General features: G+C 36.6%; 14 protein-coding genes and 1 tRNA gene. 8 read left to right on the top strand and 7 right to left on the bottom strand.

Annotation, left to right across the window (positions count from 1 at the left end; all coding sequences use genetic code 11):
• Nucleotides 1-176: 176 nt before the first annotated feature.
• The 3 genes from FTX43_RS11700 to FTX43_RS11690 all read right to left on the bottom strand — a co-directional run bounded on the left by FTX43_RS11700 (nucleotide 177) and on the right by FTX43_RS11690 (nucleotide 2,556).
• On the bottom strand, nucleotides 177-1,010 hold the full coding sequence (locus FTX43_RS11700; protein ID WP_002309434.1) for an undecaprenyl-diphosphate phosphatase: 834 nt from the start codon (nucleotides 1,008-1,010) through the stop codon (nucleotides 177-179).
• Nucleotides 1,011-1,201: 191 nt separating this feature from the next.
• Nucleotides 1,202-1,906, bottom strand: coding sequence for a histidine phosphatase family protein (locus FTX43_RS11695; RefSeq protein ID WP_047929584.1), 705 nt, complete (start codon nucleotides 1,904-1,906; stop codon nucleotides 1,202-1,204).
• 23 nt (nucleotides 1,907-1,929) lie between these two features.
• Nucleotides 1,930-2,556, bottom strand: a complete 627-nt coding sequence (locus FTX43_RS11690; protein WP_047929585.1) for an MBL fold metallo-hydrolase — start codon at nucleotides 2,554-2,556, stop codon at nucleotides 1,930-1,932.
• Between the two features lie 326 nt (nucleotides 2,557-2,882).
• Between FTX43_RS11690 and FTX43_RS11685 the strand changes: the two genes are divergently transcribed.
• Nucleotides 2,883-5,258, top strand: a complete 2,376-nt coding sequence (locus FTX43_RS11685) for an ATP-dependent DNA helicase (protein ID WP_002348579.1) — start codon at nucleotides 2,883-2,885, stop codon at nucleotides 5,256-5,258.
• Nucleotides 5,259-5,282: 24 nt separating this feature from the next.
• Here FTX43_RS11685 and FTX43_RS11680 read toward each other — a convergent pair whose 3' ends face one another.
• On the bottom strand, nucleotides 5,283-5,774 hold the full coding sequence (locus FTX43_RS11680) for a YajQ family cyclic di-GMP-binding protein (RefSeq protein WP_002309430.1): 492 nt from the start codon (nucleotides 5,772-5,774) through the stop codon (nucleotides 5,283-5,285).
• A 184-nt stretch (nucleotides 5,775-5,958) separates the two neighbouring features.
• On the opposite strand from FTX43_RS11680, the gene FTX43_RS11675 reads away from it, so the two are divergent.
• Both FTX43_RS11675 and FTX43_RS11670 read left to right on the top strand, forming a co-directional pair.
• Nucleotides 5,959-6,879, top strand: a complete 921-nt coding sequence (locus tag FTX43_RS11675; RefSeq protein ID WP_002316215.1) for a YitT family protein — start codon at nucleotides 5,959-5,961, stop codon at nucleotides 6,877-6,879.
• Between the two features lie 151 nt (nucleotides 6,880-7,030).
• Complete coding sequence (locus FTX43_RS11670) at nucleotides 7,031-7,375, top strand: metal-sulfur cluster assembly factor (protein WP_002292174.1); 345 nt, start codon at nucleotides 7,031-7,033, stop codon at nucleotides 7,373-7,375.
• Between the two features lie 188 nt (nucleotides 7,376-7,563).
• On the opposite strand, the gene FTX43_RS11665 is transcribed toward FTX43_RS11670, so the two are convergent.
• Nucleotides 7,564-8,064, bottom strand: a complete 501-nt coding sequence (locus FTX43_RS11665) for a GNAT family N-acetyltransferase (RefSeq protein ID WP_047929586.1) — start codon at nucleotides 8,062-8,064, stop codon at nucleotides 7,564-7,566.
• Nucleotides 8,065-8,359: 295 nt separating this feature from the next.
• Here FTX43_RS11665 and FTX43_RS11660 point away from each other — a divergent pair, with 295 nt between their 5' ends.
• Nucleotides 8,360-9,880, top strand: coding sequence for a hypothetical protein (locus FTX43_RS11660; RefSeq protein ID WP_047937668.1), 1,521 nt, complete (start codon nucleotides 8,360-8,362; stop codon nucleotides 9,878-9,880).
• A gap of 21 nt (nucleotides 9,881-9,901) precedes the next feature.
• Nucleotides 9,902-9,985: transfer RNA gene (locus FTX43_RS11655), tRNA-Leu, on the top strand.
• A gap of 225 nt (nucleotides 9,986-10,210) precedes the next feature.
• Here the strand turns inward: FTX43_RS11655 and FTX43_RS11650 are convergent.
• Nucleotides 10,211-10,837, bottom strand: coding sequence for a LysM peptidoglycan-binding domain-containing protein (locus FTX43_RS11650; protein WP_002310878.1), 627 nt, complete (start codon nucleotides 10,835-10,837; stop codon nucleotides 10,211-10,213).
• A 334-nt stretch (nucleotides 10,838-11,171) separates the two neighbouring features.
• Here FTX43_RS11650 and FTX43_RS11645 point away from each other — a divergent pair, with 334 nt between their 5' ends.
• The 3 genes from FTX43_RS11645 to FTX43_RS11635 all read left to right on the top strand — a co-directional run bounded on the left by FTX43_RS11645 (nucleotide 11,172) and on the right by FTX43_RS11635 (nucleotide 12,283).
• A complete protein-coding gene (locus FTX43_RS11645) occupies nucleotides 11,172-11,606 on the top strand; it encodes a universal stress protein (protein ID WP_147607078.1) in 435 nt (144 codons plus the stop codon).
• A 22-nt stretch (nucleotides 11,607-11,628) separates the two neighbouring features.
• Complete coding sequence (locus FTX43_RS11640) at nucleotides 11,629-11,949, top strand: hypothetical protein (protein WP_002292931.1); 321 nt, start codon at nucleotides 11,629-11,631, stop codon at nucleotides 11,947-11,949.
• Between the two features lie 142 nt (nucleotides 11,950-12,091).
• Complete coding sequence (locus tag FTX43_RS11635) at nucleotides 12,092-12,283, top strand: hypothetical protein (RefSeq protein WP_002344183.1); 192 nt, start codon at nucleotides 12,092-12,094, stop codon at nucleotides 12,281-12,283.
• Between the two features lie 69 nt (nucleotides 12,284-12,352).
• On the opposite strand, the gene FTX43_RS11630 is transcribed toward FTX43_RS11635, so the two are convergent.
• Nucleotides 12,353-12,610, bottom strand: coding sequence for a hypothetical protein (locus FTX43_RS11630; RefSeq protein ID WP_002292934.1), 258 nt, complete (start codon nucleotides 12,608-12,610; stop codon nucleotides 12,353-12,355).
• Between the last annotated feature and the right edge of the window lie 57 nt (nucleotides 12,611-12,667).

Genomic DNA, 12,667 nt, shown 5'->3' with positions numbered 1-12,667 from the left:
AAAACAAGGATAGCATAATAACAATGTAATTGATAATAAAAACAGATAAATGAGAACGATAATGGTTATCAGTTGGCTACGAAGCTTTATATAGTTTTTATTGTTTATAATAATTATCATTAAAGAAAATAAAAAACCAGAACATTTCTCATACAAGAGAAGTGTTCTGGTTTTTCTTACATTGCGATAAACCAATAACCAATTAAAATGATACCAAGGATAATACGATACCAGCCAAAAGCGGTAAAGTCGTTTTTCTTCAAATAACTTAATAAGAATTTAATAGCTAAGACAGAAACCACAAAAGATACGAATGTTCCTACAAGAAGAACAACAGTTTCTTCCATTTTGAATGAGTTCCCTTCAGCTAAATATTTGACGATCTTCAAGCCGCTTGCGCCAAACATGACAGGAATCCCTAAGAAAAATGAGAATTCTGTAGCGACAAAACGCGAAGCGCCAATCAAGATAGCTCCTAGGATCGTTGCACCAGAACGGGATGTTCCGGGAACAAGTGCCAAGACTTGGAATAACCCAACAAGAAGAGCTGCTTGGTACGTAAAGTCATTCAGCGAAGTCCAACGAGGTGTTTTGTTTTTGTTACGTTTTTCGACAATAATAAAGGCAATACCGTAAACGATCAAAACAATGGCAACGGGTAAGAACTTGTGGAAATTTGCTTCTAACCAATCATCCAAAGGCAAACCAATGATGATGGCTGGTATACAAGCAACGATCACTTTAAACCAAAGTGTCCAAGTATCTTTTTTTTCTATCGTTGATTTACTTGGAGAAAAGGGGTTTAATTTGTGAAAATAAAGAACGACGACAGCTAAGATCGCCCCTAATTGGATAACGACATTGAACATCGACATAAACTGTGAACTGGCATCCAGTTTGATGAATTCATCTGCTAGGATCAGATGACCAGTACTACTGATGGGCAGCCATTCCGTTATTCCTTCAATAATACCGAGAATCACTGCTTTGATAATATTTGCAAAAAACATAAATTCCTTCCTTCCCAATTAAGATACATCTTATAGTATACCGTTATTTTTTGATAAACCCAATCTGTTTTTTAATATTAAGAAAAACTTGAGAAATGAAGCAGATAAGAATACGAAGAGAAAAAAAGAAGACAAAGCCCTCGTTCAGACTTTGCCTTTTATGATTCTCTGTTAAAAATTAAAATATCCCATCATAAAAACGAGTTTCGACTATGTGCTTTCCCGTTTTCGATATAAGACGTATCGTTGATACCAAGGATAGAAAATCGACCGTTTGCATAAGTAACCTTTGTTACACTGCCATTTAAAAGACCAGCACGAACAGGCTGTTTAGAATCGATCAGATTAAGCAAGAAGGCAATCGTCAAACCATGTGATACGACTAAAACATTTCCGCCGCCGTTTTTTTCGCAGTGATGGGCGATATCTTCAAATCCTGTCCACACACGATCTCGTAATGTTTCATAAGTTTCTGCCCATCCAGCCGTATCCAAATTGTATACAGCATTGGCAATTTGTTCAAAAGAAACTTCTGTGGTGAACATTTCATCATATGTTTTAAAATTCAATACGCGAGGGATCACACCCCACATTTCCATGTCATAGCCGCCTTCAAGAGACCCGAAGCACCATTCTCTGATCCGTTTCTCGATAAAATAAGGAATTTCTTTTCCCTTAGAATGTTCTCCTAGAATAATACGGGCAGTTTCGATCGCCCGACCACTGTCACTAGAATAAGCAAAAGAAAAGTCGACATCTTTTAACCCGCGCCCTAAATAATGGATGCCTTCTTGTCCTTGTTTTGTGAGTGGCGTATCACACCAGCCTTGTACGCGTTCGATTGTATTGAACATCGTTTTTCCATGCCGTACGATATAAAGTGTAGTTTCTGTCATTTTATTCTCCTCCTAAATCATTTTTAACGATTGAAAAAAGGATTTGTCCTTTTTTCCTGTTCAATCGTTGTTGCATCACCATGTCCTGGATAGACTGCAAATTCATCAGGTAAAACAAACAGCTGGGTCCGAATACTGTGAAGTAATTGTTCTAAATTTCCTGTATACAGATCGGTTCTACCGATACTTCCTCTAAATAGGGCGTCGCCAGAAACGACAAAATCATCAAAAATAAAGCTAACGCTTCCGATGGAGTGCCCTGGAGTAGGGACCACACGAAAAGACATGTTCCCTAAAGTATAAGTTTTCATTTCAAATTCATATTCTGCAGGTGAGACAATAATATCAGCAATATCATCATGTCGTCTGAGTCCAGAAAGGTTCAAAATCGGATCACCTAGCCATTTTTGTTCTAGTGGGCTGACATACACCGGGATTTGATAATATGCGCGTAAGGGTTCTACTGCACCAATATGATCATAGTGGGTATGGGTAAGTAAAATCGCTACCGGTTGTTGGTTTGTTTTTTTGATTTCTTGTTTGATTTGTTCCGCATCTTCTCCAGGGTCAATGATCAAAAGTGCTTCTTCGTTGTAGACCAAATAACAGTTTTCTTCAATCATTCCTGTTTTTAATCTTTCGATATGCATGTGCATTCCTCCTTGATAGCCAAAACTTCTTTCATCCATTAGTATAACGCATTCATTGCTAGGAAACAAAAACAGGTACTTATTTCTCTTTACTTATCTGAATTATCAGACTATATGAAAAGTATTTGGATATTCTAAAGAGAAGGAAAGTAAGTTTTCATAGCATTTTAATATGTCCTTGTTACATTAGACTCATCCAAAAATCCAAATTCTATATCCTATATCCCTGCCTAATCAGCAGGGTGTTTTTTTTATGCTTGAAAAGAGAGCTCTTTTTGCTAAACTAGGCTTTTTCAGGTAATCTTAGAGAGAAAGAGGTGGTGGAAATGATCAAACAGTCAAAAATATCTGTGCGGCACTTAGTAGAATTTATTTTGCGACGTGGAAGTATCGACAATCGTAAAAAAAGTAGCCATACTGCATTGGAAGGAGCAAGAATCCACCGCAAGCTCCAAAAAGATGCGGGAGAAGACTATGAAAAAGAAGTTTTTTTAAAAACAACAGTTCCATTAGATGAATATCACCTGATCGTTGAAGGCCGTGCAGACGGTATTTTCAAAAGAGACGGTATTTATTATATAGATGAAATCAAAACCTCCGAACCACGATTTGAAGATTTAGAACCAGAACAAGTGGAACTTTTCTTTCATCAAGCAAGGGTATACGCCTATATCTATAGTCAAGAGCATGATTTACAAGAAATAAATCTGCAGTTGACTTACTTTCAGACGGCAGAAGAAGTGATTACGAGAAAGGTCGAACATCAGACAAGAGAGCAGTTAGAAATTTTTTTTAAAAAACTGACTGAAGATTATAAAGAATGGCTTGTTTTTCAAGAAAACTGGCGTACTGTACGCAATGCCTCTTTGATGGCTTTGAAATTTCCCCATGATGAGTATAGGAAAGGCCAGCGTGAACTAGCAGTAGCTGCTTATAAAACAATCCGTACGAAACAGAAATTGTTTGTAGAAGCACCTACCGGAACTGGAAAAACAATCTCTACGTTATTCCCCGCTTTGAAAGCTGTAGGGGAAGAAGAGGGAGAAAAGATTTTTTATCTAACGGCCAAAACAATAACTAGACAAGTAGCTGAAGATGCCATGACAGCATTAAAAGATACTGGAGCTGAAATAAAAAGTGTCACTTTGACGGCTAAAGATAAGATCTGCTTTTTAGATGAGACGACCTGTAATCCAGATCAGTGCCCGTATGCCAATGGTTATTACAATCGTATCAACGAAGGATTATGGGATCTTTTGAATCATGAGAATCAGATCACTCGAGAAGTCATCGAAACTTATGCAAGGAAGCATACACTTTGTCCTTTCGAACTATCATTAGATGTCAGTATCTGGTGCGACGTGATCATTGGGGATTACAATTATTTGTTTGATCCCACTGTTTATTTAAGACGTTTTTTTGAAGATGAAAAAAACGAGGATTATCTGTTTTTGATTGATGAGGCACATAATTTGGTGAATCGTTCCCGAGAGATGTATTCGGCAGAACTATCTTATGAAAAAACGAAACGAAGTAAGGAAGCTATACCAAAGGAATTCAAAAAACTCCATCGTCGTTTCAACAAACTATTGAAAGAATTTGATTCGATCCGAGAAATAGCAAAAGAAGATCATTGGGATTATCATCATCAAAAAGCACCGGCTGAATCTTTAGTAAAGGCAGGTTATCAATTAAGCGAAAAAATCAAAGAATGGCTAGCAGAATTTCCTGAGCATCCATCACAAGAACAATTGCTTCCTTATTATTTTGATTTGCTTCATTTTTTGAAGGTCAGTGAATTTTATGATGATCACTATGAAACAACGGTCGAAAAAACGTATCGCGATCTGATAGTAAAAGAGTTTTGTATTGATCCAAGCTTGTTTCTTGAGCATTCGTTGGATAAAGGAAGAAGCAGTATCCTTTTTTCTGCGAGTTTTTCACCCCTATCTTATTATCAGGAAACACTGGGCGGACAAAAAAGTCTCGCTTACAAACTGCCGAGTCCTTTTCCAGAAGGAAACCAGCAAGTTTTCATCGCAAATTACTTAGAGACGACTTATCGAAAAAGGGAACAAAGTCTGGCACAATTAGTTGAGACAATCCATGCTTTTGCTGATGGAAAGGTCGGAAATTATTTCGTTTTCTTTCCTTCTTATCAATATTTAGACCTTGCGGCGGAAGCATTCAAACAGCAATATCCTGACAGCGATGTGCTGATTCAAGAAACGGACATGAATGAAGAAGAACGCGAACGATTTTTAGCAAAATTCCAAGCAGATCCCGATGAAACATTGATAGGATTTTGTGTACTTGGTGGGATTTTTTCAGAAGGAATCGATTTGAGAGGGAACCGATTGATCGGCAGTATGATTGTAGGTGTAGGTTTGCCGCAGATGAATCATGAGCAGGAACTGATCAAATCATATTATGATGAGAAGGAACACCTTGGATTTGCTTACGCTTATCAGCTTCCTGGAATGAACAAAGTCTTGCAAGCTGGTGGTCGAGTGATTCGTGGCATGGCGGATCAAGGAATCGTAGTATTGGCAGATCAACGATTTGCTCGTTTTTCTTATCGACGTTTATTCCCACAACATTGGCAAACAGCAAGAGAAGTACGAAGTGTTGGAGAATTGGAAGAAGGAATACAGCGTTTTTGGTCATCCAAAGAAGCAGTAAATCAAAAAAACGAGGGATGACAGATGTCAGCCTCGTTTTTTTCATTAACGATAGTTAGTGAATTGCAACTCGATTGGTAAGTCAAGTTTACGTAATAAAGCAATCACAGCTTGAAGATCATCACGGTTTTTACCTGTCACTCTAATCTGATCTTCTTGGATTTGTGCTTTTACTTTCAGTTTTTCATTTTTGATAGCTGTAGTGATTTTTTTCGCGTTTTCACGATCGATTCCGTTGACAAGATCGGCAGTTTGACGAGCTTTGCCACCTAGCGCGTGTTCCGATTCGGAAAAATGGATATTTTTGATTGGCACATTTCTTTTGATCAACTTACCAAATAATACATCTTTGATCTGTTCGATTTTGAAATCATCATCGCTCAAGACAACTAGATTGCTGTTCTCTAATTTGATTTCTACCGTAGAATCCTTGAAGTCAAATCGATTAGTCAATTCTTTTGTTGTTTGCTGAATCGCATTTTTTACTTCTTCTGTATTGACTTCTGATACAATGTCGAAGCTAGCATCTTTTGCCATAAGAACCCTCCTGATATACGTATAAGTTTACTATACATCTATCTTATCATAGGAATGGGGCAGATTCTTACTTGTTTGCTAAAATTCTTCTCATTTGAGTTCGAAGTATTTTATTTTAATAGATAAACTGTTATTCTTACATTTGGAATAACAAAGTAGAGGAGAGGTGCTTGTGAGCAAAATTATGACTGCGTATCATAAAAATGAAAGATTAAAAAAAATAGTGGTTATTTTGATAACCGGATTGACCGCTGCGGTCGCTTTAAATTATTTTTTGATTCCAGCCAATGTCTTTTCTGCAGGGATGAATGGGATCGCTCAAATCATTTCCTCGCTTTTATATGAATGGTTTCATATCAAGGTAGACACAGGAACATTTATTTTTATTTTGAATATCCCTGTGTTTGTATTAGGGTTCCTCAAAGTAGGAAAACGAGCAACGATCCTTAGTTTTGTGAACGTTGTATGCGTATCAGTGATGACGATGCTACTTCCAGTCGGACAGATCACTGATAATATTTTGATGAATGCCTTAGTAGGCGGTGTTTTATTAGGTCTTGGCGTAGGGTTATCTTTAAAAATGGGCTTTACAACTGGGGGAATGGACATCATCTCTCTTGTGCTTTCACAAACAACTGGAAAAACAGTCGGAAATTACATGCTGATTCTAAATGGGATCATTGTAGTCATCGCAGGCTTCTTCTTTAACTGGGAAAGTGCCTTGTATACGATTATTTCCATTTATGCAATGACTCAAGTGATTGATGCCATCCATACGAGTCATCAAAAAGTAACAGCGATGATCGTGACCGTCAAACCGGAAGAGGTAACAGAAGAACTAGCGAAACGGATGGTACGTGGAATGACATTGCTTCCGTCTGTCGGTGGCTATTCAAAAAAACAAGGAAATATGATCATGATGGTCATCACCCGCTATGAAATGTATGATCTTGATCAGATCGTTCATGAAATCGACGACGATGCATTTATCAATATTTTACCAACTCATTCAGTATTTGGCCGATTTGCAAATGAAAACGAACAAAAAATGTATCGAACAACAGGTGTGTTGCCAGAAATAAAAAATCGTTCACAAAAAAAATGAGGAATCAGTTTTATTTAGAATGAATTTAATGTATTCCATCTAATAAGGACATTTTATAAATTTAAACGAGAATCTTCCTTCTAAATTCTCATTTACAAGTAGTTAAAAAAAGAGTATGATAAATAAAAATCGTGTTAAGGAGTGTCGTACGATGAGCGAAGCAAACCAAGAACGGTCTGCGCAAGAAATAGAACTGATCAAAGAACGTATTCTTGCTGCCTTGGAAATGGTGATCGATCCTGAATTAGGAATCGATATTGTCAACTTAGGCTTGATTTATGATATAGAATTCAATCCTGAAAACGGAGAAACAGTCATCAAAATGACGCTAACAACTATGGGCTGTCCACTAGCCGATATTTTAACAGAATCTATCCATGACGCATTGAAAGAAGTACCAGAAGTAACGAAAGCAGAAGTAAAACTTGTCTGGTATCCCGCATGGACGACCGATAAGATGAGCCGTTATGCACGGATTGCGTTGGGGATTCGATAGGGATCTTGACTGACTAGCTATGAGAAGCAAATAGTAAAAACAAAAAACCTTTTATCCTTTCTAGAAGAAAAGAGATAAGAGGTTTTTTTGTTTATAAAATTTTGTCTGCTATATTAGAAGTTAATCAAATAAATGTGTTCTATTGATAAAGGACATTCAAATCTCTTTTCTTTTGCCATCCATATTTTTTACATCAATTTGATTTTCGTATAGTATTCTTTCCCATCTTCACGATAAATCGTGGCCCCATTTTTTTGCTGCGCCTTAAGACTGCCAAGATTTTTTTTATTTACAGACAAAAGTGCCTCATCGATGCCGATTTTTTTTGCCTCTTGTAGTACTAATGCTAAACCTTGTGTTGCATATCCTTTTTTACGATAGTCAGGGGAGATGCCGTAACCGATATGGCCAGCGCCGTTTCTTAATGATTCGTTCAGTTTATGGCGCAGATTAAAAATTCCTACATACTCATGTCCATCATTTTCCAAAATAAAGACGGTTGCGGGAACGTAATTCTCAGGAAGATCAATACCTAAAGAAGTGGTTTCGCATTTTTTTACATAATCTAAAAATTCAGCAAGTGTATAGCCATAAGCACTGTTGATAAATCCATTCTCGTTTGGTCCGAAGCTAGTTTGCAGCCGATAAGCTTTCTCCAAATCTGCTTCCCATAGTTTGATCAATTTCATCGAATCCGCCTCTTCCTAAGTAAACATATTTTTTCTACTATAGCACTATTTTGGCGAATAGCCATTCTTATTTTTATTTTTTTGTGATGTATCGTATTAAGAATAATTTAACAAAATAAATGATTGCAGATTTTTGTTATTTATTGTATTGTTTTTATAATAGATGAATCCTCGTTATCTTTTAAAAATGATCTTATTGATTGATATTGAAAGTTCAAGATAAATTGAATTTTTAATAAATGTGTTATTTAAAGTTTTTTCGTCCGTTGCTTATGATCACTAGAAAGGAGATCTCGTGAACTACTTTTGCGGTTATAAAAGAATTCCAGAAGGATGGCGGCAAACAGAAGCAAAAAATGATCAGTATCAAAATGAAAGAAGAAGACAGTTGTTGGAGAAAATGCAGCAAAAACAGCTGAATCGAGAGAAAAAGAAGAACAAAGAAACGAAGAAAAAGCAGCAAAATAAAATAGCTACCGATCCCAGAATCGTTCGTTTAAACAATGAAATGAATCAATTGAAGCAAGAATTGAGTAAAGCAAAAAAACAAGTAGCTACTGTGAGCAAGAAAAGAAGAGAGGACAAGAAACACATCAGAGAGCTGTCACAGCAACTCGAACGACAGCACCAACAAGCAAAAGTAGAAAAAGAAGAGATGAGACAAAAAGCCATCGAACAGCAGAGGAAAACAGAACTATTGTATCAAAAATTAGAAGAAGTGGGCTGGAATACAGATAATCACGCACTTCAGGAACTCCAAAAACGTAACCAGATCATCATTTATTTGCTGCAAAAAAATAGCCAAATGCAACATTATCTAGAGAGCATACATAAAGCGTCAGGTTTATTAAAGAAAAGAAATGATCGACTGAACAAGAAATTAGAAAAGCTTTCAAATAGAAATGCTACGTATCTGAAAATCATGGAGAAGAAAAAACAAGAACTGCAACAGTTGTATAAAGTCAACCAGCGACAAACAGAACAATTAGCAAAGAAAAAACAAAACTTCGTACAAGCAGCTCCTCAAGATCTGATCCATGCATTGATCCAACAGTTAGATACCCAATCATTTTATAAGTTCAATCAGCTGAACAAGCTGTTCAATAGGTATCAATGGATCTTTGAACAACAAGCGAATAATTTGCAGTATCAAGAAACAAATATTTTTTATGGTTTTGTAGAAATAGAAGAGGACAACATTTATTTCTATGAGGTCAATACGGAGCAAAGAAGACCACTGATAGTAGAAGAGAGCTTTAAACGCAAAGATCTTTTAACAGATGGCATAGCAGTACGAGTACATCAAAAAATAGTAGACGGTCCAGTATATCTAAGGTATTGCTATCCTATCGTTGAACAGAATAAGTCAAAAAGAAGAAGCGACAAATATCTAAAGAGAACAAGACAAAAATCTAAACAGTCAAGTAAAAAGCAATTGAGCATAGACGCTGAAAAGTGGGCATCATCACTCAAAATTGCTGTGATCGGGAACAAACAAATAAAAGGATTCGTAAAAGGATTGCAGAAATATGTAGAAACTGTCGAAAGAATCGATGCATATGAGTACGGGGAGAAAGCACTATTTGAAAGAATCCGTGCTGTTGACTATGTCTATGTTTGCATCGACAGCGTCCCGCATCATGTGACCAATTTTCTGAAAAGTGAAATTGAGCTTATGGAAAAAACAGAATTTTTTTATCGCCCTTCAATAGATGATGGAGTTATTCGGATGAACTATTTGTATTGGTTGCAAGAGGGAAAACGCGTAGAGATAAAAAAGAACAAAAAATATGTTCTTGACAAAAAACAAATGTAATCCTAAACTAGAACATATGATGCGGCTATGGCGGAATTGGCAGACGCGCTAGCTTCAGGCGCTAGTGAGGGCGACCTCGTGGAAGTTCGAATCTTCTTAGCCGCATAATTTTTATATATACTGAGAAAAGATGTCGAGGGAGAGATCCCATCGGTATTTTTTTATAAAATCTGATATAAAATAGATTTCGGTAAGAAAGTCATAGAAGTAATAGATGAGCAAAAAACTCGCTCTAATGTGACAAAACAACTCAAAAAGAGGCCATGCGATGTATTCTTTCGCATGGCCTCTTCCTATTTTGAATGTGTTTAAACGTTCAAATAATGAATCTTAGTACCAACCGTTTGCTTCCCAGAATGCTTTCGCAGCTTCCCAAGAACCATAACGTGAAGCAACATATTGTTCTGCCACTTTTTCTTGGTTCGCAGCAGAGTAATCACCATTCAAGTAAGAAGAATCTAATTGGTAACGTCCGATGTAACGTCCGTTCGTTGCTGTGTAAGAACCGCTTGATTCTTTTTGTGCGATCCATTCTTTTGCAGCATTCGTGCTTGTTGCCGTTGTTTCTGTTGTAGCAGATTGTGTTTCAGCAACAGGGGCTGCTTGTGTTTCCGTTTGAACCGTTTCTTGTACAACAGGTTGTTCAGCTTGAACAGGTTCAGCTTGGACTGGTGCTTCTTGAACGGCTGCTTGAGGTTCAGCAGCTGCTTGTGTAGAGCCTTCTGTTGGAATCGTTAATTGTTGTCCTGAGTAGATCAGGTTAATGTCAGAAATTGAATTTGATTCTGCAATGGCATTGATCAAGGAGTTGTCACCAACGTATTTTTGAGAAATCGTTGATAGAGTATCACCTGATTGAACGGTATAAGCTTCGTCCGCATGAGCAGTCGTTCCCATGAAGAATGCAGCACCGGCAGCCAAAGTTGTTCCAAAAAGTAAAGTTTTAAGTGATGTCATGAAAAATCTCCTTTATTCGTTAAAAAGTTTTATTTGTTGTGTTCAACGAGGAATACTTTAACACGTGAAAATATTTCATAGGTAAAAGAAGCATGACAATTTATGACAAATCCACGTTTTTTGTAACAGAATGATGTTCATCTCATGTGAAAAATGATGAGGAAATTCACATAATGCAGAAATAATAGGTTTAGAACAAGAGTTCTGATGAGAACAGAAATGTATAAATAACTTGAAAAAAATTGCTATTAATCATCATTTTATTTACACATTGCGTATATTTATTGTATTTTTGCTTGAGATGTTACAATAAAAGAAAAAGGAGGCGGTTCCAATGAATAAGAGATACCAGAACATCATGGTAGCAGTTGACGGATCAAGACAATCGATCAAAGCGTTCGCTGAAGCCCTTGACTTAGCAAAGGACAATGAAGCCCGCTTATTTATCGTGTCAATCATCAACAAAGTTGAGCTGACCCATAGTGCCTATGCCTTTTCAAAAATCTATGCAGATGAAAAACAAAGAACAGAAGTAGCCATGCTGAAAAAAATCAATGATGCCAAAGAGTTCGGTATTGCTGAGATCCATGCAATAGTTGAAACTGGAGATCCAAGAAATTTGATTGCCAATGTCATCCCTGGACAAGAAAATATTGATTTGATTGTTATGGGAGCGACAGGAAAAGGAGCGATACAACAAGCACTAGTAGGATCGACCGCTTCTTATGTCGTTTCACATGCCCCTTGCAGTGTATTGGTTGTGAAGTAATTAGATAAGGGAGGAATAGAAAATGGTTCGCCCTCAAGAAGTTCGTGCACCAAAAGAAAAAATAGAAATTTTAGCAATTATTGAAGACGGCACACAAACAAAAAAAGGATACTCGATTGCTTTAATAAAGTGGAAAGGAAAAAAAGGTGTTGCTGTAAGGTGGGATGGAGATAATCAACAAGACAAAGGATTCCCAATCACTGCGAACGGCTACCATCCAGCGTGGTTTGTTCTGCCTGATAAATTTACAGAATTATACAGCTATGATTATGCGAAAACCGTCACATCCCTCAAAGCATTAGACAAATTAGCAGAAGAGCAGCATAAAATGGATGAAAAATAAAAAAGACGAACCAATCAGTCTTTAGAAAACTGACTGGTTCGAGGAGTAAAAAATGAAAAAAGGTTATTTGGGATGAATATAGAATAATGCGTATAGCTTAAATCAAACTTAAAGCCATAAAAAAGGCAAGAGGGTGAGGTAAATGGAAGCAGGAAAAGTTTTACAGGAAGTAAAAGTATTATGTGCAGATAAAAAATATGAAGAAGCAAAAAGTCTGATTGAAAAGAACAAAGAAAATTTGGAAGAAAAATATTCGATTGCACAAGAATTTGTAGAATTAAAACAAGGAACGCTTCTTCACCGATTCAAACATTTTTTTGGTATCACAGAATAGAAAAAAACGATTAAAGATACAGCAAATCTCTGCTGATCTTTAATCGTTTTCTTTTGAAACTGCTAGGATTCAATTCTGATTTTTATATAAAAAATAAATCCAAATGATTAGAAAAACTACTGCAAGCGTCAATTCGATGATGTGTATCACTAATACAGATGTTGTTTCCCAATGTCTAAAAGAAAAAATCTGATAAGTAAAATATACGGCAGGTAAAGAGGCCAGTAAAACTGAAAACTTCTTTTTCGTCCATTTTATGTAATAGAAAAGAATGCTTAGCATAATAAAAAAAGGAATATAAAAAACAAACTGACCGATCGCAATCATACTATTGCCTCCAATAAATAAAGTCCAAGATACAAAATAACACTTTGTGCGTGAAGG

The sequence above is a fragment of the Enterococcus sp. DA9 genome, assembly GCF_008000875.1.
In the GTDB taxonomy this organism is placed as follows: domain Bacteria; phylum Bacillota; class Bacilli; order Lactobacillales; family Enterococcaceae; genus Enterococcus_B; species Enterococcus_B lactis.
This window is presented reverse-complemented; position numbering and strand designations above follow the sequence as displayed.

What these genes read in the sequence shown, in the direction of transcription:
- FTX43_RS11700 (WP_002309434.1), bottom strand. Translation starts at nt 1,010, where the DNA reads ATGTTTTTTGCAAATATTATCAAAGCAGTGATTCTCGGTATTATTGAA.
- FTX43_RS11695 (WP_047929584.1), bottom strand. Translation starts at nt 1,906, where the DNA reads ATGACAGAAACTACACTTTATATCGTACGGCATGGAAAAACGATGTTC.
- FTX43_RS11690 (WP_047929585.1), bottom strand. Translation starts at nt 2,556, where the DNA reads ATGCATATCGAAAGATTAAAAACAGGAATGATTGAAGAAAACTGTTAT.
- FTX43_RS11685 (WP_002348579.1), top strand. Translation starts at nt 2,883, where the DNA reads ATGATCAAACAGTCAAAAATATCTGTGCGGCACTTAGTAGAATTTATT.
- FTX43_RS11680 (WP_002309430.1), bottom strand. Translation starts at nt 5,774, where the DNA reads ATGGCAAAAGATGCTAGCTTCGACATTGTATCAGAAGTCAATACAGAA.
- FTX43_RS11675 (WP_002316215.1), top strand. Translation starts at nt 5,959, where the DNA reads ATGACTGCGTATCATAAAAATGAAAGATTAAAAAAAATAGTGGTTATT.
- FTX43_RS11670 (WP_002292174.1), top strand. Translation starts at nt 7,031, where the DNA reads ATGAGCGAAGCAAACCAAGAACGGTCTGCGCAAGAAATAGAACTGATC.
- FTX43_RS11665 (WP_047929586.1), bottom strand. Translation starts at nt 8,064, where the DNA reads ATGAAATTGATCAAACTATGGGAAGCAGATTTGGAGAAAGCTTATCGG.
- FTX43_RS11650 (WP_002310878.1), bottom strand. Translation starts at nt 10,837, where the DNA reads ATGACATCACTTAAAACTTTACTTTTTGGAACAACTTTGGCTGCCGGT.
- FTX43_RS11645 (WP_147607078.1), top strand. Translation starts at nt 11,172, where the DNA reads ATGAATAAGAGATACCAGAACATCATGGTAGCAGTTGACGGATCAAGA.
- FTX43_RS11640 (WP_002292931.1), top strand. Translation starts at nt 11,629, where the DNA reads ATGGTTCGCCCTCAAGAAGTTCGTGCACCAAAAGAAAAAATAGAAATT.
- FTX43_RS11635 (WP_002344183.1), top strand. Translation starts at nt 12,092, where the DNA reads ATGGAAGCAGGAAAAGTTTTACAGGAAGTAAAAGTATTATGTGCAGAT.
- FTX43_RS11630 (WP_002292934.1), bottom strand. Translation starts at nt 12,610, where the DNA reads ATGATTGCGATCGGTCAGTTTGTTTTTTATATTCCTTTTTTTATTATG.